Source organism: Micromonospora sp. NPDC049282 (assembly GCF_043197045.1).
GTDB lineage: Bacteria > Actinomycetota > Actinomycetes > Mycobacteriales > Micromonosporaceae > Micromonospora.
Map to the genome: position 1 here is coordinate 54,260 of NZ_JBICSL010000021.1, position 19,171 is coordinate 73,430.

Below are 19,171 nucleotides of genomic sequence, written 5' to 3' on the forward strand. Positions count from 1 at the left end.
ACGGCGTCGGGCCCGGCACCCCGCGAGGGGATGCCGGGCCCGACGATGCTGCCTGCGATCAGGCCTTGTCGTTCTCGGTGGCCTCGTCGCTGTCCTCACGGGCGGCGGCGGTGTCGCCGGAGGCGGAGACCGGAGCCTCCGCGTCCTGGTCACCGGCGCTCGTCTTCGGGGCCTCCTCGGCCGGGGCCAGGGCCTCGACCTTGTCCTGCTGGGCGGCCTTGCGGGCGGCGGTCTTCTTGTTCGCCTTCGGCTCGGCGACCTGAAGCTCCTCCACCAGCTCGATGATCGCCATCGGAGCGGCGTCACCCTTGCGCGGACCGGTCTTCACGATCCGGGTGTAGCCACCGTTGCGGTTGGCGTACCGGGGCGCGATCTGGTCGAACAGGGAGTAGACCACGTCCTTGTCCTTGACGACGCCCGCCACCCGCCGGCGCGAGGCGAGGTCGCCACGCTTGGCCTTGGTGATGAGCTGCTCGGCCAGCGGACGGAGCCGCCGGGCCTTCGTCTCGGTGGTCTGGATCTTGCCGTGCTGGAACAGCGCGGTGGCCAGGTTGGCCAGCATCAGCCGCTCGTGCGCGGGGCTGCCGCCGAGGCGGGGGCCCTTGGTGGGCGTGGGCATGCTTGGTGCTCCTCAGGTGTGGCGGCAGCGCGGACTAGAGCTGCTCGGTCTCGCGGTAGTCGTCGGTGTCGTAGTCGGCCTCGCCGAAGGCGTCCACGACGTGCGCCGGGTCGAAGTTCGGAGCCGAGTCCTTCAGCCCCAGGCCCATCCCGGCGAGCTTCATCTTGACCTCGTCGATCGACTTCTGACCGAAGTTGCGGATGTCGAGAAGGTCGGCCTCGGTACGCCCGATCAGCTCACCAACGGAGTTGATGCCCTCGCGCTTGAGGCAGTTGTAGGAGCGGACGGTCAGGTCCAGCTCCTCGATCGGCAGAGCCAGGTCCGCCGCCAGCTGGGCGTCCTGCGGGGACGGCCCGATGTCGATGCCCTCGGCGGTCTCGTCCAGCTCGCGGGCGAGGCCGAACAGCTCCACCAGCGTCGAGCCGGCGGAGGCCAGCGCGGTACGCGGGCCCATCGACGGCTTGGTCTCGACGTCGATGATCAGCCGGTCGAAGTCGGTCCGCTGCTCGACGCGGGTCGCCTCGACGCGGTACGTCACCTTGAGCACCGGCGAGTAGATCGAGTCGACCGGGATCCGGCCGATCTCGGCGCCCGCCTGCTTGTTCTGCGCCGCCGTGACGTAGCCCCGGCCCCGCTCGACGGTCAGCTCCATGTCGAGCCGGCCCTTGCCGTTGAGGGTGGCGAGCTTCAGGTCCGGGTTGTGCACCGAGACACCGGCCGGGGGCTGGATGTCACCGGCGGTCACGTCGCCCGGGCCCTGCTTGCGCAGGTACATGCTGACCGGCTCGTCGTGCTCGGAGCTGACGCACAGCTCCTTGATGTTCATGACGAGCTCGACCACGTCCTCCTTGACCCCGGGGATCGTGGTGAACTCGTGCAGGACACCGTCGATCTTGATCGAGGTGACCGCCGCACCGGGGATGGAGGACAGCAACGTACGCCGCAGCGAGTTGCCGAGCGTGTAGCCGAAGCCGGGCTCCAGCGGCTCGATGGTGAACCGGGACCGGGTCTCGTTGATCGACTCTTCGGAGAGAGACGGTCGCTGGCTGATGAGCATCTTTTCTCTTCTCTTCCGGGGCGCCCGCTATTTGACGCCCACGACACAACTGTTCCGGTGGCCCGCCCCGCGGGGCGGGCCACCGCAACGAGCCCTTACTTGGAGTAGAGCTCGACGATCAGCTGCTCCTGGACCTGGGTGTCGATCACCTGGCGGGCCGGGAGCGAGTGCACGAGGACCTTCATCTGGCTGGGGATGGCCTCGAGCCACGCCGGAACGGTCTTGGAGCCGGCCTCGGCCTGCGCGACGATGAACGGGGTGAGTTCCTTGCTCTTGCCCCGGACCTCGACGATGTCGTGCTCCTTGACGCGGTACGACGGGATGTCGACCTTCTTGCCGTTCACCGTGAAGTGACCGTGCTTGACCAGCTGGCGGGCCATGTCCCGGGACTTGGCGTAGCCGGCCCGGTAGACCACGTTGTCCAGCCGCGACTCGAGGATCTGCAGCAGAACCTCGCCCGTCTTGGCCTTCTTGCCCACGGCCTCTTCGTAGTAGCCGCGGAACTGCTTCTCCAGCACGCCGTAGACACGACGGGCCTTCTGCTTCTCACGGAGCTGGAGCAGGTACTCCGTCTCCTTGGTGCGGCCGCGGCCGTGCTGCCCGGGCGGGAACGGCCGGGACTCGAACGGGCACTTCGGACCATCGCACTTGCTGCCCTTGAGGAACAGCTTCATCTTCTCCCGCCGGCAACGGCGGCAGTCAGCACCGGTGTAACGAGCCATCTCTCTCTAACCTCTCAGACCCGGCGACGCTTCGGCGGACGGCACCCGTTGTGCGGCTGCGGCGTGACGTCGGAAATCTGCCCGACCTCGAGGCCCGCGGCCTGCAGCGAACGGATGGCGGTCTCCCGGCCGGAGCCGGGACCCTTGACGAACACGTCGACCTTGCGCATGCCGTGCTCCATGGCCCGACGCGCGGCGGCCTCGGCGGCCAGCTGCGCGGCGAACGGGGTCGACTTGCGGGAGCCCTTGAAGCCCACCTGGCCGGACGAGGCCCAGGAGATGACCGCACCGGTCGGGTCCGTGATGGACACGATGGTGTTGTTGAAGGTGCTCTTGATGTGCGCCTGCCCGTGGGCGACGTTCTTGCGTTCCTTGCGCCGGACCTTCTTGACAGCGGCTCCGGCACGAGCCTTCGGTGGCATAAGTCTGTGCGCTCCTAGTTACTTCTTGCCGGGCTTCTTCTTGCCGGCCACGGTCCGCTTCGGGCCCTTCCGGGTCCGCGCGTTGGTCTTGGTGCGCTGGCCACGCACGGGCAGACCGCGGCGGTGCCGGATACCGGCGTAGCAGCCGATCTCGACCTTGCGGCGGATGTCAGCGGCGACCTCGCGGCGCAGGTCGCCTTCAACCTTGTAGTTGCCCTCGATGTGGTTCCGGAGCTCGACGAGCTCCTCGTCCGTGAGGTCCCGAACGCGCTTGTCCGGCGAGATGCCGGTCGCGGCGAGCGTCTCCAGGGCGCGGGTACGACCGACCCCGAAGATGTAGGTGAGCGCGATCTCCATCCGCTTCTCGCGGGGAAGATCCACGCCGACTAGACGTGCCATGTGCGGGCGTACTCCTCATGATTGTGGCGGAGGTGTGGACCCGTCCCACCCCGCTGCCCGAGCGGGCCCCGGCCTCCGACCGGGGGTCAACCACGAGGGGTACGCGGTGCGCGCACCGTCCGCGGCTGGGACGAGCTTGGTGATGTGGGGCGTCAGCCCTGGCGCTGCTTGTGGCGCGGGTCACTGCAGATGACGATGACCCGACCGTGCCGGCGGATCACCTGGCACTTGTTGCAGATCCTCTTGACGCTCGGCTTGACCTTCACGGTTGCCTTACTTCCCATCTGGCCCGGAGACGCGACGATGCGCGACCCGGACGTCGAAGACGGACACGGGGACGTCCCGGCCGTCGTCAGGCTTACTTGTAGCGGTAGACGATGCGCCCGCGGGTCAGGTCGTACGGCGAGAGTTCGACGACGACCCGGTCCTCCGGCAGGATGCGGATGTAGTGCTGCCGCATCTTGCCGCTGATGTGAGCCAGCACCTTGTGGCCGTTCGCGAGCTCCACCCGGAACATAGCGTTCGGCAGAGGCTCGATGACCCGACCCTCGATCTCGATGGCTCCGTCTTTTTTCGGCATGTACTCCGCTGTCCTGACGTCGGTTGCTCCGGACGGCCCACAACGTCTTACACGGGCCACCCGACCAAGATCAGGAAGCCCGCGCCAGCCGCGGCTCCGACTCCCACCGAAGCGCAGGGTGGGCATGGCGGAGTGGACGCTGTGCGCCGATCTGAAAGTCTACGCCCGCCCGCGCACCGTCGCCAAACCGGCCGGCCCGGACATCGCCCGGACGGCGGATTTTCCCGCCAATTGTGACCAGCGGCACAGCTCAGCGCCGGCGGTCGGACCGCTTCCGCCCGTGATCCACGCCGATCAGCCCCACCGACTGCATCAGCACCAGGCCGCCCCACGGCCCCAGCACCCAGAGCGGCCAGCCGCCGGCGACATGGCCGGTGGTGATCACGCCGATCAGCCAGATCGGCAGCAGCAGCGCGGCGACCCGCAGCCAGGGCATCCAGAGCCCGAGCAGCCGGGAGCGGGTCTCCGGCTCGGCCGGCGCCTCCGGCCCGGCAACCTCGTCGCGCGCCCCGGGCCCGGAGGTCGTGGCCGGCACCCCGGAGGACGCGCCGGACCCGGCGGGCGTCCCCGGAGCGGTGGGAGTCGCAGGCGCGGCGGGCGGAGCCGCTGCGGCGGGCACCACGGCCGACCGCTCGGCGGTCGCCGGCCCCGGCAGGTCCGCCACCACCTCGTCCAACTCGGCGTAGGTGCGGGCGCCGTACGTGCGACCCAGCCGCTCGTCGTACTCGTGCAGGCCGAGCCGGCCCTCCTCCAGCGCCACCCGGAGCCGCTCCGCGGTGGTCTCCCGGTCGCTGTCGGCTGCCCGCAACTGCCGCTGCCCGTCCATGCAGGCAAGGATGCCACCGAAGCGCCACCGGACGAAATCCGCTGCCGCACGGACCGCAGCCGGCCTCGCCCGCAGCGCCCGGTAGCGTCCCGGCGGGCCCGTCGCGCCGGATGACGCGGCGGGGCCGAGCGACGGCCGGCGGGCCGGTCGGGTGACGGACCGGTCAGCGGGCCGGGGAGTCCGCGGGCTGGCGGGAGGTGACCAGGTCGCCGAGGCGGGCCCGGCCGCCGTCGACGGCGGTCAGCACCCACACCCCGTCGTCCAACAGCGCCATCGAATGCTCGACGTGCACCGCCGTCGAACGGTCCCGCGTCACCACCGTCCAGCCGTCGGCCAGTTCGACGGTACGCGGGGAGCCAGCCGTGATCATCGGCTCGATGGCGAGCGCCAGGCCGGGCACCAGGCGCGGACCCTTGCCCGGGCGGCCGTGGTTGAGCACGTGCGGGTCCTGGTGCATCTCGGTGCCGATGCCGTGGCCGCCGTAGCCGTCCACGATGCCGTACCGACCGCCCTTGCGGACCGCCGTCTCCACCGCGTGCGAGATGTCGGTGAGCCGGCCCCGACCCGAGGCAGCGCCCCGGGCCGCGGCGGCGATCCCGGCCCACATCGCGTCCTCGGCGACCTCGGCCATCCGCAGCAGCGCCGGGTCGACCTCCCCCACCGCCACCGTGACGGCCGCGTCGCCGTGCCAGCCGTTCAGCACCGCGCCGCAGTCGATCGAGATCAGGTCACCCTCGCGCAGCACCTGTCGCGGGGACGGGATGGCGTGCACCACCTGCTCATTGACCGAGGAGCAGATCGACGCCGGGAAGCCGTGGTAGCCCTTGAACGACGGGACGGCACCGGCCTCCCGGATGGTGGCCTCGGCGATCGCGTCGAGGTCGGCCGTCGTCACGCCGGGCGCGACCGCATCCCGCATCCGGGAGAGGGCGCGGGCGACCACCAGACCGGCGGCCCGCATCAGCTCGATCTGCTCGGGGGTCTTCAGCTGGATGTCCAGCTGGGGACGGCGCATGACGGCGTTCACCTTTCGTTACACAGAACAGCGGGGCACGTCGCGCGTACCCCGCTGTTCGTACTCTATCCGCCGCGCGGCGGCGTCAGGTCAGCCGCCGTACGAGCGCAGCGCGTCGATGGCACGGACGGTGACGTCCTCCACCGGCCCGGCCGCGTCGATGCCGACCAGCTTGCCCTGGGCGCCGTAGTAGTCGACCAGCGGCGCGGTCTTCTCGGCGTACTCCCGGAGGCGGGCGGCGATCGTCTCCGGCTTGTCGTCGTCCCGCTGGAACAGCTCCGCGCCGCAGCGGTCACAGACGTCCTCCCGGTTGGGGGCGTCGAACTCGACGTGCCAGATCTTGCCGCAGCCGCGGCAGGTGCGCCGACCGGAGAGCCGCCGGATCACCTCGTCGTCGTCGACGACCAGCTCCAGCACCAGGTCCAGCGAGCTGCCCAGGTCGGCGAGGAGCTTGTCCAGCTCGGCCGCCTGCGGCGTGGTCCGCGGGAAGCCGTCGAGCAGGAAACCCTCGCCGGCGTCCGGCTCGGCGAGCCGGTCCCGGACCATGTTGATGGTGACGTCGTCCGGAACCAGCTTGCCGGCGTCCATGTAGCGCTTGGCCTCGACGCCCAGCGGCGTGCCCTGGGTGACGTTGGCCCGGAAGATGTCGCCGGTGGAGATCTTCGGCACCGAGAGGTGGGCGGCGATGAACTCCGCCTGTGTGCCCTTGCCCGCGCCCGGCGGGCCAACCAGAACGAGTCGCATCTACCGCAGGAACCCTTCGTAGTTCCGCTGCATGAGTTGGCTCTCGATCTGCTTCACGGTCTCCAGACCGACGCCGACCATGATGAGCACGGCGGTGCCGCCGAACGGGAAGTTCTGGAACTGCTGGTTGTCCAGCCAGATGAAGAAGAAGTTCGGCAGGATCGCGACGATGCCCAGGTAGAGCGCGCCCGGCAGGGTGATCCGGCTGAGGATGAAGTCGAGGTACTCGGCGGTCGGCTTGCCGGGGCGGATGCCCGGCACGAAGCCGCCGTACTTCTTCATGTTGTCCGCGACCTCGGTCGGGTTGAACGTGATCGACACGTAGAAGTACGTGAAGAAGATGATCAGCAGGAAGTAGATCGCGATGTGCTCCGGCGCGCTCGCCTTCACGATGTGGTTCTGGATCCAGGCCTGGGTCTTGCCCGGGTCGTTCTGGTCGAAGAACTGGAGCGCGAGCGTCGGCAGGTAGAGCAGCGACGAGGCGAAGATGACCGGGATGACGCCGGCCTGGTTCACCTTCAGCGGGATGTAGGTCGACGTGCCGCCGTACATCCGCCGGCCGATCATGCGCTTCGCGTACTGGACCGGGATCCGGCGCTGCGCCTGCTCGATGAAGGTGACCGCGGTGATGACCACCAGCACCAGGACGATGACGAGGAGGAACATCCCCCAGCCCTTGGTGGTCTTGATCTTCCAGCCCTCGGCGGGGAGGCGGGCCGCGATCGAGGTGAAGATCAGCACGGACATGCCGTTGCCGACGCCCCGGTCGGTGATCAGCTCGCCGAGCCACATCACCACGCCGGTGCCGGCGGTCATGGTCAGCACCAGGACGGAGAGCGTGAGCCAGTCCGGGATGCCGGTGCCCCTGGGCACGATCGGGAACTGGTCGCACTGGTTGTTGAACAGCTGCCCGGAGCGGGCCAGCGCCACGAACGCCGAGGACTGGAGGACGCCCAGGCCCAGCGTGAGGTAGCGGGTGTACTGGGTGATCTTCGCCTGACCGGCCTGGCCCTCCTTGCGGAGCTGCTCCAGGCGCGGGATCACCACCGTCAGCAGCTGCAGGATGATCGACGCGGTGATGTAGGGCATGATGCCCAGCGCGAAGACCGAGAGCTGGAGCAGCGCGCCACCGGAGAAAAGATCCAGCAGGTTGAGCACGCCGGTGCTGCCCTGGATGGTGTCGAGGCACTTCTGCACGTTGCCGTACGAGACGCCCGGGCTGGGCAGCGTGGCGCCCAACCGGTAGACCGCGATGATGCCTACTGTGAACAGCAGCTTCTTGCGCAGATCAGGCGTACGGAACGCACTGAGAAAGGCGGACAGCAACTTCTTCCTCCTGCGCGACGCGGGCCGCCGGTGACGATCCCTGGCGGGGCGGGGTGAATGCCGGGCCCAGTGCCCGGTATCCATGGCTGGCAACGGACTCTAACAGCCCGATCCCGGTCCGGGCAGATGTGCCCGGCTACATAAACCGAATCCGATGTTACCTGGCGCACACACGGCCGGTAGACCATGACGCCCGCCCAGTTGCGAACAACTGAGCGGGCGCCACGAACGTGCCTACAGCTCGGTGACCGAGCCGCCGGCCGCGGTGATCTTCTCCTTGGCCGACGCGCTGAACGCGTGCGCCGACACCTGGAGGGAGACACCGCCGAGGTCGCCGGTGCCGAGCACCTTGACCGGGTGGCCCTTGCGGACCGCGCCGGACTCGACCAACTCGACCGGGCCGACCTGGCCGCCGTTCGGGAAGAGCTCCGCCAGCCGGTCCAGGTTGACCACCTGGAACACGACCTTGAACTTGTTCTTGAAGCCCTTCATCTTCGGCAGGCGCATGTGGATGGGCATCTGCCCACCCTCGAACGCCGGCGAGATGTTCTTCCGGGCCTTCGAACCCTTGGTACCGCGACCGGCGGTCTTGCCCTTCGAGCCCTCACCGCGACCCACGCGGGTCTTGTCGGTCTTGGCTCCGGGTGCCGGGCGCAGGTGGTGCACCTTGATCGTCATTACTCGACCTCCTCGACCTTCACGAGGTGGTTGACCGTGAAGATCATGCCACGGATCTCCGGCCGGTCCTCCTTGACCACCACGTCGTTGATCCGCTTGAGCCCGAGCGAACGCAGCGAGTCACGCTGGTTCTGCTTGCGCCCGATCCCGGACCGGACCTGGGTGACCTTCAGACGTGCCATCAGGACGCCACCCCCGCACGCGACGCCAGCATGGCGGCCGGCGCGACGTCCTCCACCGGCAGACCACGACGCGCCGCGACCTGCTCGGGGGACTCGAGCCCCTTCAGGGCCGCCACGGTGGCGTGCACGATGTTGATCGGGTTGGACGAGCCGAGGCTCTTGGAGAGCACGTCGTGGATGCCCGCGCACTCCAGCACGGCACGCACCGGACCACCGGCGATGACACCCGTACCGGCGGAGGCCGGCTTGAGCAGCACCACACCGGCGGCGTCCTCGCCCGTGACCGGGTGCGGGATCGACTGACCGATCCGCGGCACCTTGAAGAAGTGCTTCTTGGCCTCCTCGACGCCCTTGGCGATCGCCGCGGGCACCTCCTTGGCCTTTCCGTAGCCCACGCCGACGGTGCCGTCGCCGTCGCCCACGATCACGAGGGCGGTGAAGCTGAAGCGACGACCACCCTTCACGACCTTGGCGACGCGGTTGATCGCGACGACCCGCTCGAGGTGCGGGGTCTTCTCGACGGGCGCGTTTCCGCGGCCGCCCTCACGGCGGTTGTCGCGGCGACCACCCTCGTTGCCACCGGACCCGCCGCCACGGCGCTGTTGACCTGGCATCAGCAGCCTTCCTTCTCTCTCGTGACGGGGTTTCTAGAACTCGAGCCCGGCTTCGCGGGCGGCGTCGGCAAGCGCGGCGACCCGCCCCGCGTACCGGTTGCCACCGCGGTCGAAGACGACCTTCGAGACGCCGGCGGCCTTGGCACGCTCGGCGAGCAGGGCGCCGACCTTGCCGGCCAGGGCGCTCTTGTCGCCCTCGGCGCCGCGCAGCGAGGCGTCCATGGTCGAGGCCGACGCCAGGGTGTGACCCTTGGTGTCGTCCACGACCTGGGCGACCATGTGCCGCAGGGAGCGGGTGACGACGAGGCGGGGACGCTCGCCGGTGCCGCTGACGTTCTTGCGGACCCGGAAGTGCCGACGCGCACGCCCGACGGCACGCTTGGCGGCAACGCCGCGGCGGCGCTTGAGCAGCGTGGCGCTCACTTCTTACCTGCCTTTCCAGCCTTACGGCGGATGACCTCGCCCTGGTACTTCACGCCCTTGCCCTTGTAGGGCTCCGGCGGACGGATCTTCCGGATGTTGGCGGCGACCTCGCCGACCAGTTGCTTGTCGATGCCGGCGACGTGGAACAAGGTCGGCCGCTCGACCGTGAAGGTGATGCCGTCCGGTGCCGGCACCACGACCGGGTGCGAGAACCCGAGCGCGAACTCCAGGTCCTTGCCCTTGGCGGTCACGCGGTAACCGGTGCCGGCGATCTCCAGGCTCTTGCGGTAGCCCTCGGTCACCCCGACGATCATGTTCGCCACCAGGGTACGGCTCAGGCCGTGCAGTTCCTTGGCCTTGCGCTCGTCGTTGGGCCGGTTGACGTTCACCTCGCCGTTCTCGCTGCGCTCCGCCGTGATCGGCTCGGCCAGCACGTGGCTCAGCTCGCCCTTGGGGCCCTTGACCTTGACGGTCTGGCCGTCGATCGTGATGTCGACGCCGGAGGGCACCGGGATCGATTTACGTCCAATACGCGACATTTCTACCTGTCTCCCGTTACCAGACGAAGGCGAGGACTTCCCCGCCAACGCTCCGCTTGCGGGCCTGCCGGTCGGTCAGCAGCCCCTGGGACGTCGAAATGATCGCCACACCCAGCCCGCCGAGCACCCGCGGGAGCCCGTCCGACTTGGCGTACACCCGGAGACCGGGCTTGGACACGCGCTTGATGCCGGCCAGGCTCCGCTCGCGGCTCTGGCCGTACTTCAACTCGACGACCAGTCGCTTGCCGACGGCACCCTCCTCGGGGTCCTCGACCGACCAGGTGGCGATGTAACCCTCGGCCTTGAGGACCTCGGCGATGTTCGCCTTGATCTTCGAGTAGGGCATCGTCACCCGGTCGTGGTACGCCTGGTTGGCGTTACGCAGACGCGTGAGCATGTCTGCGATCGGGTCGGTCATCGTCATGAAAACTCGTCAACCTTTCTCGCCGGGGTTCCCCGGGCCAGGCCCGGGGCCTACGGCGAAGAGACAGTTCAGCTGACGCGCCGGAGCGCGCCGGGCTATTACCAGGAAGCCTTGGACACGCCGGGCAGCTCACCGCGGTGGGCCATCTCCCGGATGCACACCCGGCAGAGACCGAACTTGCGGTAGACCGCCTTCGGACGCCCGCACCGCTGGCAGCGGGTGTACGCGCGAACCGAGAACTTCGGCTTCGCGGCCGCCTTAAGGATCAGCGCCTTCTTGGCCATCTCAGTTCTCCTTGAACGGGAAGCCCAGGAGCTTGAGCAGCGCCCGGCCCTCGTCGTCGGTCGTGGCGGTCGTGACCACCGTGATGTCCATGCCCCGCTGGCGATCGATCTTGTCCTGGTCGATCTCGTGGAACACCGACTGCTCGGTCAGACCGAACGTGTAGTTGCCGTGCCCGTCGAGCTTGCGCCCGTCCAGACCGCGGAAGTCACGGATACGCGGCAGCGCGATGGACAGCAGCCGGTCCAGGAACTCCCACATCCGGTCGCCCCGCAGGGTGACCTTCGCGCCGATCGGCATGCCCTCGCGGAGCTTGAACTGCGCGATGGACTTGGTGGCCCGCCGGACCAGCGGCTTCTGGCCGGTGATGGTGGCCAGGTCGCGGACGGCGCCGTCGATCAGCTTGGCGTCCCGAGCGGCCTCGCCGACACCCATGTTGACGACGATCTTGACCAGGCCGGGCACCTGCATGGGGTTGCCGTAGGCGTGCTGCTCCTGCAGCTTCGCCACGACCTCGTTGCGGTACCGCTCCTTGAGACGCGGCAGGGTCTTCGTTTCGGTAGCCGTGGTCATCACAGGTCCTTACCGGTGCTACGCGCGATGCGGACCTTCTGGCCGTTGTCGTCGATCCGGTAGCCGACGCGGGTCGGCTTGCCGTCGGAGTCCATGACCATCACGTTCGAGACGTGGATGGGGGCCTCCTGGGTGACGATGCCACCGGTCTTGGCGCCACGCTGAGTGGTGCTGATGCGAGTGTGCTTCTTGACCCGGTTCACGCCCTCGACCAGGACCTTGTCCTGCCGCGGGTAGGCCGCGATGACCTTGCCCTTGGCACCCTTGTCCTTGCCGGCGATGACGACGACCGTGTCGCCCTTCTTGACCTTCACGGTCACAACACCTCCGGCGCGAGAGAGATGATCTTCATGAACCGCTTGTCCCGCAGCTCGCGGCCCACCGGGCCGAAGATGCGGGTACCGCGCGGGTCCCCGCCGTCCTTGATGATGACGGCGGCGTTCTCGTCGAAGCGGATGTACGACCCGTCCGGCCGCCGCCTCTCCTTGGCGGTCCGAACGACGACGGCCTTGACGACGTCGCCCTTCTTCACACCAGCACCGGGGATCGCGTCCTTGACCGTGGCCACGATGACGTCGCCGATGCTCGCGTAGCGCCGACCGGAGCCACCGAGAACCCGGATGCACAGGATCTCCCGGGCACCCGTGTTGTCGGCGACGCGCAGTCGCGACTCCTGCTGAATCACGTCTATCTCCTATGTCTGCCGGTTCTCCGGCCGCCGGGGGCGGCCGGAGCCTGGCGGAACCTTCGCCCGACCGATACCGGCCGAGCTCGAGCCTTCGCTACTTGGCCTTCTCAAGGATCTCCACGATCCGCCACCGCTTGGTGGCGGAGAGCGGCCGGGTCTCCATGATCAGGACCCGGTCGCCGATGCCGGCCGAGTTCTGCTCGTCGTGCACCTTCAGCTTGCGGGTACGGCGCATGATCTTGCCGTACAGCGCGTGCTTGACCCGGTCCTCGACCTCGACCACGACGGTCTTGTCCATCTTGTCGCTCACCACGAGGCCCTCACGGACCTTACGGCGGGCCCGCACGGTGGCGGTGGCGTTCTCGTCACTCATGATGCAGTCACCTCAGTCGGCGCGGTCGAGAGACCCAACTCACGCTCACGCATGATCGTGTAGATCCGGGCGATCTCCCGACGGATGACCTGCAGCCGCCGGTTGTTGTCCAGCTGCCCGGTTGCGCCCTGCACGCGGAGGTTGAACAGCTCCGCCTTCGCCTCGCGCAGCTTCGTGACCAGCTCCTCGTCGGAGTGCTCACGCAGCTCGGAGGCCTTGACGCCCGCTGCCATCAGGATTCACCCACTTCGCGCGTAACAATGCGGCACTTCATCGGGAGCTTGTGGATCGCGCGACGCATCGCCTCTCGCGCGATCTGCTCGTTGGGGAAGGACATCTCGAAGAGGACCCGCCCCGGCTTCACGTTGGCGACCCACCACTCGGGCGAACCCTTGCCGGAACCCATCCGGGTCTCGGCCGGCTTCTTGGTGAGGGCCTGGTCCGGGAAGATCGTGATCCAGACCTTGCCGCCACGCTTGATGTGACGGGTCATCGCGATACGCGCCGACTCGATCTGGCGGTTGGTCACGTACGCCGGCTCGAGAGCCTGGATCCCGAACTCGCCGAACACCACCCGGTTACCACCCTTGGACGCGCCACTGCGGTCCGGGTGGTGCGGCTTGCGGAAGCCCTTCGGAGGCTTGCGCGGCATCAGCATCTGTCAGCCCTCCTGCTGCTTTTCTGCCGGCTGGGACTCGGCCGGGGCGGACGCAGCCGCGGCGACAGCAGCGCTGTCGACCGGCTCGCCGCTCGGCGTCTCGGCCTGCTGCGCGATCGTGGTCGCGGCAGCCCGGCCAGCCTCGGTGCCACCGGCGGTGGTGCCGGACGAACCCGACCGGCCACGGCGCGGCCGCTCGGGACGGTCGCCACGGTCACGGCGCGGGCGCGACGGACCGGTCTCGGCCGGAGCCTCCCGGCCCGGGACGGCGTCGCCCTTGTAGATCCAGACCTTCACGCCGATCCGGCCGAACGTGGTACGGGCCTCGAAGAAGCCGTACTCGATGTTGGCCCGCAGCGTGTGCAGCGGGACCCGGCCCTCGCGGTAGAACTCGGTCCGGCTCATCTCGGCGCCGCCGAGACGGCCCGAGACCTGAACCCGGATGCCCTTGCAGGCCGGGTTCTTCATCGCGGACTGCATCGACTTGCGCATGGCCCGACGGAAGCTGACCCGGCTGGACAGCTGCTCGGCGACGCCCTGGGCGACCAGCTGAGCGTCCGCCTCGGGGCTCTTCACCTCGATGATGTTCAGCTGAACCTGCTTGCCGGTGAGCTTCTCCAGCTCGCCGCGGATCCGGTCGGCCTCCGCACCCTTACGGCCGATGACGATGCCCGGCCGGGCGGTGTGGATGTCGACGCGGACCCGGTCCCGGGTGCGCTCGATGTCGACCTTGGAGATGCCGGCGCGCTCGAGGCCCTTGGACATCATCCGGCGGATCTTGACATCCTCGCCGATGTAGTCCTTGTAGAGCTTGTCCGCGAACCAGCGGGACTTCCAGTCGGTCGAGATGCCGAGCCGGAACCCGGTCGGGTGAACCTTCTGACCCATTACTCGGCACCCTCCGTCGTGCTCTGCCCCTGCGCCGGCTCGGCCTGCTTGGCCGGAGCGGCCTTCTTGGCCGACTTCTTCGGCGCGGCCGGAGCCACAGCCTCGACCGCCACGGTGATGTGGCAGGTCCGCTTGCGGATCCGGTAGGCCCGGCCCTGCGCCCGCGGCCGGAACCGCTTCATCGTCGGGCCCTCGTCGACGAACGCCTCGCTGACGAGCAGCGCGTCGGGGTCCAGCCGCTCGTTGTTCTCCGCGTTGGCGATCGCACTCGCGAGCACCTTGTACACCTGCTCGCTCGCAGCCTGCGGCGCGAACTGCAGCACCGTGAGCGCCTCCTTCGCGGGCAGGCCGCGGACGAGGTTGACCACCCGGCGCGCCTTCATCGGCGAGATGCGCACGTGCCGCGCAACCGCCCGCGCGCCCGGAAGCACCGGAGCGTCGCCCTTTCCTGGCATCGCTGTAACCCCTTGTTCCTCTATCCGTATGCCCGCGGCGTCAGCGCCGGCGGCTCTTCCGGTCGTCCTTCTCGTGACCCTTGAACGTGCGGGTCAGCGCGAACTCGCCGAGCTTGTGCCCGACCATGGCCTCGGTCACGAAGACCGGGACGTGCTTGCGTCCGTCGTGCACGGCGATCGTGTGACCCAGCATCTCCGGGATGATCGTCGAGCGCCGCGACCAGGTCTTGATCACGTTCTTCGAGCCCTTGTCGTTCTGCGTCTCCACCTTCTTGAGCAGGTGGTCGTCGACGAACGGGCCCTTCTTCAGGCTGCGAGGCATGTCTTATCTCCCTCAGCCGCGCTTACGCGTGGCGTAGCGGCGGCGGACGATCAGCCGGTCGCTCGGCTGGCCCTTACGACGGGTGCGGCCCTCGGGCTTACCCTGCGGGTTGACCGGGTGGCGACCACCGGAGGTCTTACCCTCACCACCACCGTGCGGGTGGTCGACCGGGTTCATGGCGACACCACGGACGGTCGGGCGCTTGCCCTTCCACCGCATGCGGCCGGCCTTGCCCCAGTTGATGTTCGACTGGTCGGCGTTGCCGATCTCGCCGACGCTGGCGCGGCAGCGCACGTCGACCCGCCGGATCTCGCCGGACGGCATACGCAGGGTCGCGTACGCGCCCTCACGGCCGAGCAGCTGGATGCCGACGCCGGCCGAGCGGGCCAGCTTGGCGCCACCGCCCGGACGCAGCTCCACGTTGTGGACGGTGGTACCCACCGGGATGTTGCGTAGCGGCAGGTTGTTGCCCGGCTTGATGTCGGCGCCCGGACCGGACTCGACGCGGTCGCCCTGCTTCAGGTCCTTCGGCGCGAGGATGTAGCGCTTCTCGCCGTCGGCGTAGTGCAGCAGCGCGATGCGCGCGGTGCGGTTCGGGTCGTACTCGATGTGGGCGACCTTCGCCGGCACGCCGTCCTTGTCGACCCGCTTGAAGTCGATCAGACGGTACTGCCGCTTGTGACCGCCACCGTGGTGCCGCGTGGTGATCCGGCCGTGGGCGTTGCGTCCGCCCTTCTTCGGCAGCGGAGCCAGCAGCGACTTCTCCGGCGTGGACCGGGTGATCTCGGCGAAGTCGGCGACGCTCGAACCGCGCCGGCCCGGCGTCGTCGGCTTGTACTTACGGATAGCCATTGTCTACACCCCTCAGCTGACCGGGCCGCCGAAGGCCTCGATACGGTCACCGTCAGCCAGCTTCACCATCGCGCGCTTGGTGTCCTTGCGCTTGCCGAACCCGGTGCGGGTCCGCTTGCGCTTGCCCTCGCGGTTGAGCGTGTTGACCGTCAGGACGCGGACGTTGAAGATCTGCTGGATAGCGATCTTGATCTCGGTCTTGTTCGCGTCCGGGTGCACCAGGAAGGTGTACCAGTTCCGGTTCAGCTCGCTGTAGCTCTTCTCCGAGACGACCGGCGCGACGATGACGTCACGCGGATCGGCGATCGTGCTCACTTGCCACCCTCCTCGGTGGTCTCGGCTGGCACGCCCAGGAACTCGTCCAGGGCCTCCTTGGTGAAGACCACGTCGTCGGCCACCAGCACGTCGTAGGTGTTGAGCTGGCCGGCCTCGATCAGGTGCACCCGGCTGTCCCGCGCGTTGCGCAGGTTCCGCAGCGACACCCAGTTCAGCTCGTCCGTGCTGCTCAGCACGACCAGGACCCGACGGGCCTGGGTCAGCTTGGTCAGCGTGGCCAGGGCCGCCTTGGTCGACGGCTGCTCGCCCGAGACGAACGCCTCGACGACGTGCACCTGGCCGGCGCGAGCCCGGTCGGAGAGGGCGCCACGCAGGGCGGCGGCCTTCATCTTCTTCGGGGTCCGCTGGCTGTAGTCGCGCGGCACCGGGCCGTGGACCACGCCACCGCCGGCGAACTGCGGCGCGCGGGTCGAGCCCTGGCGGGCACGACCGGTGCCCTTCTGCTTGTAAGGCTTCCGGCCACCGCCGGAGACCTCGCCGCGGCTCTTGGTCTTGTGCGTGCCCTGTCGGGCCGCCGCGAGCTGAGCCACCACGACCTGGTGCATCAACGCGATGTTCGCCTGCACGTCGAAGATGTCGGCCGGCAGCTCGACGGAGCCGCTCCTGCCGCCTTCGACGTTCAGGACGTCAACGGTGGTCACTTGGCCACACCGCCCTTCTTCACCCTCGCCTTGGCCGCGGTGCGGACCAGGACCAGCGCGCCCTTCGGGCCAGGGATGGCGCCGCGGACGAGCAGGAGGTTGTTCTCGGTGTCGACCGCCTGGACGGTCAGGTTCTGGACGGTGTAGCGCACGCCACCCATCCGGCCCGCCATCCGGGTGCCCTTGAAGACGCGACCCGGGGTCGCGCAGGCGCCGATGGAGCCGGGCGAGCGGTGCTTGCGCTCGACACCGTGGCTGGCGCGCAGACCGTGGAAGCCGTGCCGCTTCATCGGGCCGGCGTAGCCCTTGCCCTTGGTCCGGCCGGTGACGTCGATCACGGCGCCGACCGGGAACTCGTCGACCGTGACCTCCTGGCCCGGTGCGTAGTCCGCGGCGTCGGCGGTGCGCAGCTCGACGATGTGCCGGCGCGGCGCGACGTCCGCCTTGGCGTAGTGCCCGGCGACCGGCTTCTTGACCTTGCGCGGGTCGATGGCTCCGTAGGCGAGCTGAACGGCGGAGTAGCCGTCCTTGTCGGCGCTACGGACCTGGCTCACGACGCACGGGCCGGCCTCGACCACGGTCACGGGGACGACCTTGTTGTTGTCCCAGACCTGGGTCATGCCGAGCTTGGCGCCCAGGATCCCCTTGACTTGCCTGTCCATTTGATCGATCCCTACAGCTTGATCTCGATGTCGACGCCAGCCGGCAGGTCGAGGCGCATGAGCGAGTCGACCGTCTTCGGGGTCGGGTCGATGATGTCGATCAGACGCTTGTGCGTGCGCATCTCGAAGTGCTCGCGCGAGTCCTTGTACTTGTGCGGCGAGCGGATGACGCAGAAACGGTTGATCTCCGTGGGCAGCGGCACCGGGCCAGCGACCTGCGCCCCGGTACGCGTCACCGTCTCGACGATCTTCCGAGCCGAGGAGTCGACGACCTCGTGGTCATAGGCCTTGAGCCGGATGCGGATCTTCTGTCCCGCCATGGTGGCTTCTGTTCCTTCTCTCGATGCCGCTGTGTTGCGGGCACCTGTACCGGCTGGTACAGGCCCACTTCCGCCGACCCCCGCGGTCGGGCGTGTCGCGCCCGTGGACCAGGCTCCGCCCCGAGGCTCCGGAGCGATTCTCTGACCGCGCGGTGGGTCATGGCGTCGATCGCGGTTACCGCGACCTGGACGCCGCGCGAGGGTGGTTGACCACTGATGGCGGTCAACCACCCCACGCGAGACAGTCTGACTCCCGGAGGTCCAGCCTCAGCCGGACGCGGTCGACCTACTGTCGTTACGCAACCTGACTAGTATGCCGCACGACCGGCGGCGACGCTAATCGGGGTTACCCAGCTCACTTGATGATCTTGGTGACGCGACCCGCGCCGACCGTACGACCACCCTCGCGAATCGCGAACTTCAGGTTGTCCTCCATGGCGATGGGCTGGATCAGCTTCACCGACATCGAGGTGTTGTCGCCCGGCATGACCATCTCGGTGCCCTCGGGCAGCGTGACGACGCCGGTGACGTCCGTGGTCCGGAAGTAGAACTGCGGACGGTAGTTCTGGAAGAACGGGGTGTGGCGGCCACCCTCCTCCTTGGAGAGGATGTAGACCGTCGCCTCGAACTCCGTGTGCGGGGTCGTGGTGCCCGGCTTGATGACGACCATGCCGCGCTCGACGTCCTCGCGCTTGGTGCCACGCAGCAGCAGACCGACGTTCTCGCCTGCGCGGGCGTCGTCCAGGGTCTTCCGGAACATCTCGATCGCGGTGACCTTGGTCTTGAAGCCCTTCTCGCGGATGCCGACGACCTCGACGTCCTCGTTCGGGAGCAGCACGCCGCGCTCGACACGACCGGTGACGACGGTGCCACGACCCGTGATCGTGAACACGTCCTCGACGGGCATGAGGAACGGCCGCTCGGTCTCGCGCTCCGGCTGCGGGATCGCGGTGTCGACCGCGCTCATCAGCTCGAGCAGCTTCTCGGTCCAGACCGGGTCGCCCTCGAGCGCCCTCAGCGCGGAAACCTGGACGACCGGCAGGTCGTCACCCGGGTACTCCTGCGAGGAGAGCAGCTCACGGACCTCGAGCTCGACGAGCTCCAGAAGCTCCTCGTCGTCGACCATGTCGCTCTTGTTGAGCGCCACGACGATGTACGGCACACCGACCTGACGGGCCAGCAGCACGTGCTCGCGGGTCTGCGGCATCGGGCCGTCGGTCGCCGCCACCACCAGGATCGCGCCGTCCATCTGCGCGGCACCGGTGATCATGTTCTTGATGTAGTCGGCGTGACCGGGGCAGTCGACGTGCGCGTAGTGACGCGCCTCGGTCTGGTACTCGACGTGCGAGATCGAGATCGTGATGCCGCGGGACTTCTCCTCCGGCGCCTTGTCGATCTCGTCGAACGGCGTGTACGGGTTCAGGTCCGGGTACTGGTCGTGCAGGACCTTCGTGATGGCCGCCGTCAGCGTCGTCTTACCGTGGTCGATGTGACCAATGGTGCCGATGTTGACGTGCGGCTTAGTCCGCTCGAACTTCGCCTTCGCCACTG

At 68.6% G+C, this 19,171-nt stretch carries 33 protein-coding genes; all 33 read right to left on the reverse strand.

The features are described from left to right. Nucleotides 1-58: 58 nt before the first annotated feature. The 33 genes from rplQ to tuf all read right to left on the reverse strand — a co-directional run bounded on the left by rplQ (nucleotide 59) and on the right by tuf (nucleotide 19,169). Nucleotides 59-619: a 50S ribosomal protein L17 gene (gene rplQ / locus ACGFI2_RS26575; protein WP_393521852.1), complete on the reverse strand. Its 561-nt coding sequence runs from the start codon at nucleotides 617-619 to the stop codon at nucleotides 59-61. Between the two features lie 34 nt (nucleotides 620-653). Beyond that, a complete protein-coding gene (locus ACGFI2_RS26580) occupies nucleotides 654-1,676 on the reverse strand; it encodes a DNA-directed RNA polymerase subunit alpha (RefSeq protein ID WP_007073009.1) in 1,023 nt (340 codons plus the stop codon). A 95-nt stretch (nucleotides 1,677-1,771) separates the two neighbouring features. Beyond that, nucleotides 1,772-2,398 carry a 30S ribosomal protein S4 gene (gene rpsD, locus ACGFI2_RS26585; protein WP_091065834.1) on the reverse strand — a complete coding sequence of 209 codons (627 nt, stop codon included), beginning with the start codon at nucleotides 2,396-2,398 and terminating at the stop codon, nucleotides 1,772-1,774. A 14-nt stretch (nucleotides 2,399-2,412) separates the two neighbouring features. Further along, complete coding sequence (gene rpsK / locus ACGFI2_RS26590) at nucleotides 2,413-2,820, reverse strand: 30S ribosomal protein S11 (RefSeq protein ID WP_014440747.1); 408 nt, start codon at nucleotides 2,818-2,820, stop codon at nucleotides 2,413-2,415. 18 nt (nucleotides 2,821-2,838) lie between these two features. Further along, nucleotides 2,839-3,219: a 30S ribosomal protein S13 gene (gene rpsM, locus ACGFI2_RS26595; RefSeq protein WP_013288614.1), complete on the reverse strand. Its 381-nt coding sequence runs from the start codon at nucleotides 3,217-3,219 to the stop codon at nucleotides 2,839-2,841. A gap of 152 nt (nucleotides 3,220-3,371) precedes the next feature. After that, nucleotides 3,372-3,485, reverse strand: coding sequence for a 50S ribosomal protein L36 (rpmJ, locus tag ACGFI2_RS26600; protein ID WP_046567181.1), 114 nt, complete (start codon nucleotides 3,483-3,485; stop codon nucleotides 3,372-3,374). Nucleotides 3,486-3,577: 92 nt separating this feature from the next. Next, nucleotides 3,578-3,799, reverse strand: coding sequence for a translation initiation factor IF-1 (gene infA, locus ACGFI2_RS26605; protein ID WP_007073013.1), 222 nt, complete (start codon nucleotides 3,797-3,799; stop codon nucleotides 3,578-3,580). 250 nt (nucleotides 3,800-4,049) lie between these two features. Continuing rightward, nucleotides 4,050-4,625: a DUF1707 domain-containing protein gene (locus ACGFI2_RS26610; protein ID WP_393521855.1), complete on the reverse strand. Its 576-nt coding sequence runs from the start codon at nucleotides 4,623-4,625 to the stop codon at nucleotides 4,050-4,052. 163 nt (nucleotides 4,626-4,788) lie between these two features. Further along, nucleotides 4,789-5,640, reverse strand: a complete 852-nt coding sequence (map, locus tag ACGFI2_RS26615; protein WP_393521857.1) for a type I methionyl aminopeptidase — start codon at nucleotides 5,638-5,640, stop codon at nucleotides 4,789-4,791. Nucleotides 5,641-5,730: 90 nt separating this feature from the next. Continuing rightward, nucleotides 5,731-6,384 (reverse strand): adenylate kinase, encoded by a 654-nt coding sequence (locus ACGFI2_RS26620; RefSeq protein WP_393521859.1) that lies wholly within the window; start codon nucleotides 6,382-6,384, stop codon nucleotides 5,731-5,733. Further along, entirely contained in the window at nucleotides 6,385-7,710 is a 1,326-nt protein-coding gene (gene secY, locus ACGFI2_RS26625) for a preprotein translocase subunit SecY (RefSeq protein ID WP_393521861.1), read from the reverse strand. A gap of 234 nt (nucleotides 7,711-7,944) precedes the next feature. Next, nucleotides 7,945-8,388, reverse strand: a complete 444-nt coding sequence (gene rplO / locus ACGFI2_RS26630; RefSeq protein ID WP_181570330.1) for a 50S ribosomal protein L15 — start codon at nucleotides 8,386-8,388, stop codon at nucleotides 7,945-7,947. Next, nucleotides 8,388-8,570 (reverse strand): 50S ribosomal protein L30, encoded by a 183-nt coding sequence (gene rpmD / locus ACGFI2_RS26635; RefSeq protein ID WP_091065818.1) that lies wholly within the window; start codon nucleotides 8,568-8,570, stop codon nucleotides 8,388-8,390. Before rpmD ends, rplO begins: the two co-directional genes overlap by 1 nt. Continuing rightward, nucleotides 8,570-9,184, reverse strand: coding sequence for a 30S ribosomal protein S5 (rpsE, locus tag ACGFI2_RS26640; protein ID WP_013288621.1), 615 nt, complete (start codon nucleotides 9,182-9,184; stop codon nucleotides 8,570-8,572). Before rpsE ends, rpmD begins: the two co-directional genes overlap by 1 nt. Before the next feature lie 33 nt (nucleotides 9,185-9,217). Continuing rightward, nucleotides 9,218-9,607 (reverse strand): 50S ribosomal protein L18, encoded by a 390-nt coding sequence (rplR, locus tag ACGFI2_RS26645; RefSeq protein WP_181570331.1) that lies wholly within the window; start codon nucleotides 9,605-9,607, stop codon nucleotides 9,218-9,220. Beyond that, the gene (gene rplF, locus ACGFI2_RS26650) at nucleotides 9,604-10,146 is read right to left on the reverse strand and encodes a 50S ribosomal protein L6 (protein WP_393521864.1); all 543 of its coding nucleotides are present in this window, start codon (nucleotides 10,144-10,146) and stop codon (nucleotides 9,604-9,606) included. Before rplF ends, rplR begins: the two co-directional genes overlap by 4 nt. A gap of 16 nt (nucleotides 10,147-10,162) precedes the next feature. Beyond that, nucleotides 10,163-10,570 carry a 30S ribosomal protein S8 gene (gene rpsH, locus ACGFI2_RS26655; RefSeq protein WP_393521866.1) on the reverse strand — a complete coding sequence of 136 codons (408 nt, stop codon included), beginning with the start codon at nucleotides 10,568-10,570 and terminating at the stop codon, nucleotides 10,163-10,165. 98 nt (nucleotides 10,571-10,668) lie between these two features. Further along, nucleotides 10,669-10,854 carry a type Z 30S ribosomal protein S14 gene (locus ACGFI2_RS26660; RefSeq protein ID WP_007073023.1) on the reverse strand — a complete coding sequence of 62 codons (186 nt, stop codon included), beginning with the start codon at nucleotides 10,852-10,854 and terminating at the stop codon, nucleotides 10,669-10,671. Between the two features lies 1 nt (nucleotide 10,855). Then, entirely contained in the window at nucleotides 10,856-11,425 is a 570-nt protein-coding gene (gene rplE / locus ACGFI2_RS26665; protein ID WP_393521868.1) for a 50S ribosomal protein L5, read from the reverse strand. After that, nucleotides 11,425-11,745, reverse strand: coding sequence for a 50S ribosomal protein L24 (gene rplX, locus ACGFI2_RS26670; RefSeq protein ID WP_181570334.1), 321 nt, complete (start codon nucleotides 11,743-11,745; stop codon nucleotides 11,425-11,427). Before rplX ends, rplE begins: the two co-directional genes overlap by 1 nt. Next, entirely contained in the window at nucleotides 11,742-12,110 is a 369-nt protein-coding gene (rplN, locus tag ACGFI2_RS26675) for a 50S ribosomal protein L14 (RefSeq protein ID WP_007465279.1), read from the reverse strand. The genes rplX and rplN overlap by 4 nt, the downstream gene beginning before the upstream one ends. A gap of 97 nt (nucleotides 12,111-12,207) precedes the next feature. Beyond that, nucleotides 12,208-12,486, reverse strand: coding sequence for a 30S ribosomal protein S17 (rpsQ, locus tag ACGFI2_RS26680; protein ID WP_393521870.1), 279 nt, complete (start codon nucleotides 12,484-12,486; stop codon nucleotides 12,208-12,210). After that, nucleotides 12,483-12,719, reverse strand: a complete 237-nt coding sequence (rpmC, locus tag ACGFI2_RS26685) for a 50S ribosomal protein L29 (RefSeq protein ID WP_343445064.1) — start codon at nucleotides 12,717-12,719, stop codon at nucleotides 12,483-12,485. Before rpmC ends, rpsQ begins: the two co-directional genes overlap by 4 nt. Next, nucleotides 12,719-13,144, reverse strand: coding sequence for a 50S ribosomal protein L16 (rplP, locus tag ACGFI2_RS26690; protein WP_007465292.1), 426 nt, complete (start codon nucleotides 13,142-13,144; stop codon nucleotides 12,719-12,721). Before rplP ends, rpmC begins: the two co-directional genes overlap by 1 nt. 3 nt (nucleotides 13,145-13,147) lie before the next feature. Then, nucleotides 13,148-14,032, reverse strand: a complete 885-nt coding sequence (rpsC, locus tag ACGFI2_RS26695; protein WP_393521873.1) for a 30S ribosomal protein S3 — start codon at nucleotides 14,030-14,032, stop codon at nucleotides 13,148-13,150. Continuing rightward, a complete protein-coding gene (rplV, locus tag ACGFI2_RS26700; protein WP_181570337.1) occupies nucleotides 14,032-14,487 on the reverse strand; it encodes a 50S ribosomal protein L22 in 456 nt (151 codons plus the stop codon). Before rplV ends, rpsC begins: the two co-directional genes overlap by 1 nt. Before the next feature lie 40 nt (nucleotides 14,488-14,527). After that, entirely contained in the window at nucleotides 14,528-14,809 is a 282-nt protein-coding gene (gene rpsS / locus ACGFI2_RS26705; RefSeq protein WP_007073032.1) for a 30S ribosomal protein S19, read from the reverse strand. A gap of 12 nt (nucleotides 14,810-14,821) precedes the next feature. Continuing rightward, nucleotides 14,822-15,661 (reverse strand): 50S ribosomal protein L2, encoded by an 840-nt coding sequence (gene rplB / locus ACGFI2_RS26710; protein ID WP_278109425.1) that lies wholly within the window; start codon nucleotides 15,659-15,661, stop codon nucleotides 14,822-14,824. A gap of 12 nt (nucleotides 15,662-15,673) precedes the next feature. Then, complete coding sequence (rplW, locus tag ACGFI2_RS26715) at nucleotides 15,674-15,976, reverse strand: 50S ribosomal protein L23 (RefSeq protein ID WP_013288632.1); 303 nt, start codon at nucleotides 15,974-15,976, stop codon at nucleotides 15,674-15,676. Beyond that, entirely contained in the window at nucleotides 15,973-16,638 is a 666-nt protein-coding gene (gene rplD / locus ACGFI2_RS26720) for a 50S ribosomal protein L4 (RefSeq protein ID WP_393521876.1), read from the reverse strand. Before rplD ends, rplW begins: the two co-directional genes overlap by 4 nt. After that, nucleotides 16,635-17,300 carry a 50S ribosomal protein L3 gene (rplC, locus tag ACGFI2_RS26725; protein WP_393521878.1) on the reverse strand — a complete coding sequence of 222 codons (666 nt, stop codon included), beginning with the start codon at nucleotides 17,298-17,300 and terminating at the stop codon, nucleotides 16,635-16,637. The genes rplD and rplC overlap by 4 nt, the downstream gene beginning before the upstream one ends. Before the next feature lie 11 nt (nucleotides 17,301-17,311). Beyond that, nucleotides 17,312-17,620 carry a 30S ribosomal protein S10 gene (rpsJ, locus tag ACGFI2_RS26730; RefSeq protein WP_007073037.1) on the reverse strand — a complete coding sequence of 103 codons (309 nt, stop codon included), beginning with the start codon at nucleotides 17,618-17,620 and terminating at the stop codon, nucleotides 17,312-17,314. Between the two features lie 355 nt (nucleotides 17,621-17,975). Beyond that, the gene (gene tuf / locus ACGFI2_RS26735) at nucleotides 17,976-19,169 is read right to left on the reverse strand and encodes an elongation factor Tu (protein WP_393521880.1); all 1,194 of its coding nucleotides are present in this window, start codon (nucleotides 19,167-19,169) and stop codon (nucleotides 17,976-17,978) included. Between the last annotated feature and the right edge of the window lie 2 nt (nucleotides 19,170-19,171).

Bases quoted from the DNA above. Each gene is read 5' to 3' on its own strand.
- rpmD (WP_091065818.1), bottom strand. From the start codon at position 8,570: ATGGCACGTCTGAAGGTCACCCAGGTCCGGTCCGGGATCGGGCGCAAG.
- rpsE (WP_013288621.1), bottom strand. From the start codon at position 9,184: ATGCCAGGTCAACAGCGCCGTGGCGGCGGGTCCGGTGGCAACGAGGGT.
- rpsQ (WP_393521870.1), bottom strand. From the start codon at position 12,486: ATGAGTGACGAGAACGCCACCGCCACCGTGCGGGCCCGCCGTAAGGTC.
- rplV (WP_181570337.1), bottom strand. From the start codon at position 14,487: ATGCCAGGAAAGGGCGACGCTCCGGTGCTTCCGGGCGCGCGGGCGGTT.
- infA (WP_007073013.1), bottom strand. From the start codon at position 3,799: ATGCCGAAAAAAGACGGAGCCATCGAGATCGAGGGTCGGGTCATCGAG.
- rplF (WP_393521864.1), bottom strand. From the start codon at position 10,146: ATGTCGCGTATTGGACGTAAATCGATCCCGGTGCCCTCCGGCGTCGAC.
- rplQ (WP_393521852.1), bottom strand. From the start codon at position 619: ATGCCCACGCCCACCAAGGGCCCCCGCCTCGGCGGCAGCCCCGCGCAC.
- ACGFI2_RS26660 (WP_007073023.1), bottom strand. From the start codon at position 10,854: ATGGCCAAGAAGGCGCTGATCCTTAAGGCGGCCGCGAAGCCGAAGTTC.
- ACGFI2_RS26620 (WP_393521859.1), bottom strand. From the start codon at position 6,384: ATGCGACTCGTTCTGGTTGGCCCGCCGGGCGCGGGCAAGGGCACACAG.
- rplC (WP_393521878.1), bottom strand. From the start codon at position 17,300: ATGGACAGGCAAGTCAAGGGGATCCTGGGCGCCAAGCTCGGCATGACC.
- rpsD (WP_091065834.1), bottom strand. From the start codon at position 2,398: ATGGCTCGTTACACCGGTGCTGACTGCCGCCGTTGCCGGCGGGAGAAG.
- rpsK (WP_014440747.1), bottom strand. From the start codon at position 2,820: ATGCCACCGAAGGCTCGTGCCGGAGCCGCTGTCAAGAAGGTCCGGCGC.
- rpsS (WP_007073032.1), bottom strand. From the start codon at position 14,809: ATGCCTCGCAGCCTGAAGAAGGGCCCGTTCGTCGACGACCACCTGCTC.
- rpsM (WP_013288614.1), bottom strand. From the start codon at position 3,219: ATGGCACGTCTAGTCGGCGTGGATCTTCCCCGCGAGAAGCGGATGGAG.
- rplB (WP_278109425.1), bottom strand. From the start codon at position 15,661: ATGGCTATCCGTAAGTACAAGCCGACGACGCCGGGCCGGCGCGGTTCG.
- ACGFI2_RS26610 (WP_393521855.1), bottom strand. From the start codon at position 4,625: ATGGACGGGCAGCGGCAGTTGCGGGCAGCCGACAGCGACCGGGAGACC.
- map (WP_393521857.1), bottom strand. From the start codon at position 5,640: ATGCGCCGTCCCCAGCTGGACATCCAGCTGAAGACCCCCGAGCAGATC.
- rplE (WP_393521868.1), bottom strand. From the start codon at position 11,425: ATGACCACGGCTACCGAAACGAAGACCCTGCCGCGTCTCAAGGAGCGG.
- rpmC (WP_343445064.1), bottom strand. From the start codon at position 12,719: ATGGCAGCGGGCGTCAAGGCCTCCGAGCTGCGTGAGCACTCCGACGAG.
- ACGFI2_RS26580 (WP_007073009.1), bottom strand. From the start codon at position 1,676: ATGCTCATCAGCCAGCGACCGTCTCTCTCCGAAGAGTCGATCAACGAG.
- rplO (WP_181570330.1), bottom strand. From the start codon at position 8,388: ATGACGATCAAGGTGCACCACCTGCGCCCGGCACCCGGAGCCAAGACC.
- rplP (WP_007465292.1), bottom strand. From the start codon at position 13,144: ATGCTGATGCCGCGCAAGCCTCCGAAGGGCTTCCGCAAGCCGCACCAC.
- rpsH (WP_393521866.1), bottom strand. From the start codon at position 10,570: ATGACGATGACCGACCCGATCGCAGACATGCTCACGCGTCTGCGTAAC.
- rpsC (WP_393521873.1), bottom strand. From the start codon at position 14,032: ATGGGTCAGAAGGTTCACCCGACCGGGTTCCGGCTCGGCATCTCGACC.
- rpsJ (WP_007073037.1), bottom strand. From the start codon at position 17,620: ATGGCGGGACAGAAGATCCGCATCCGGCTCAAGGCCTATGACCACGAG.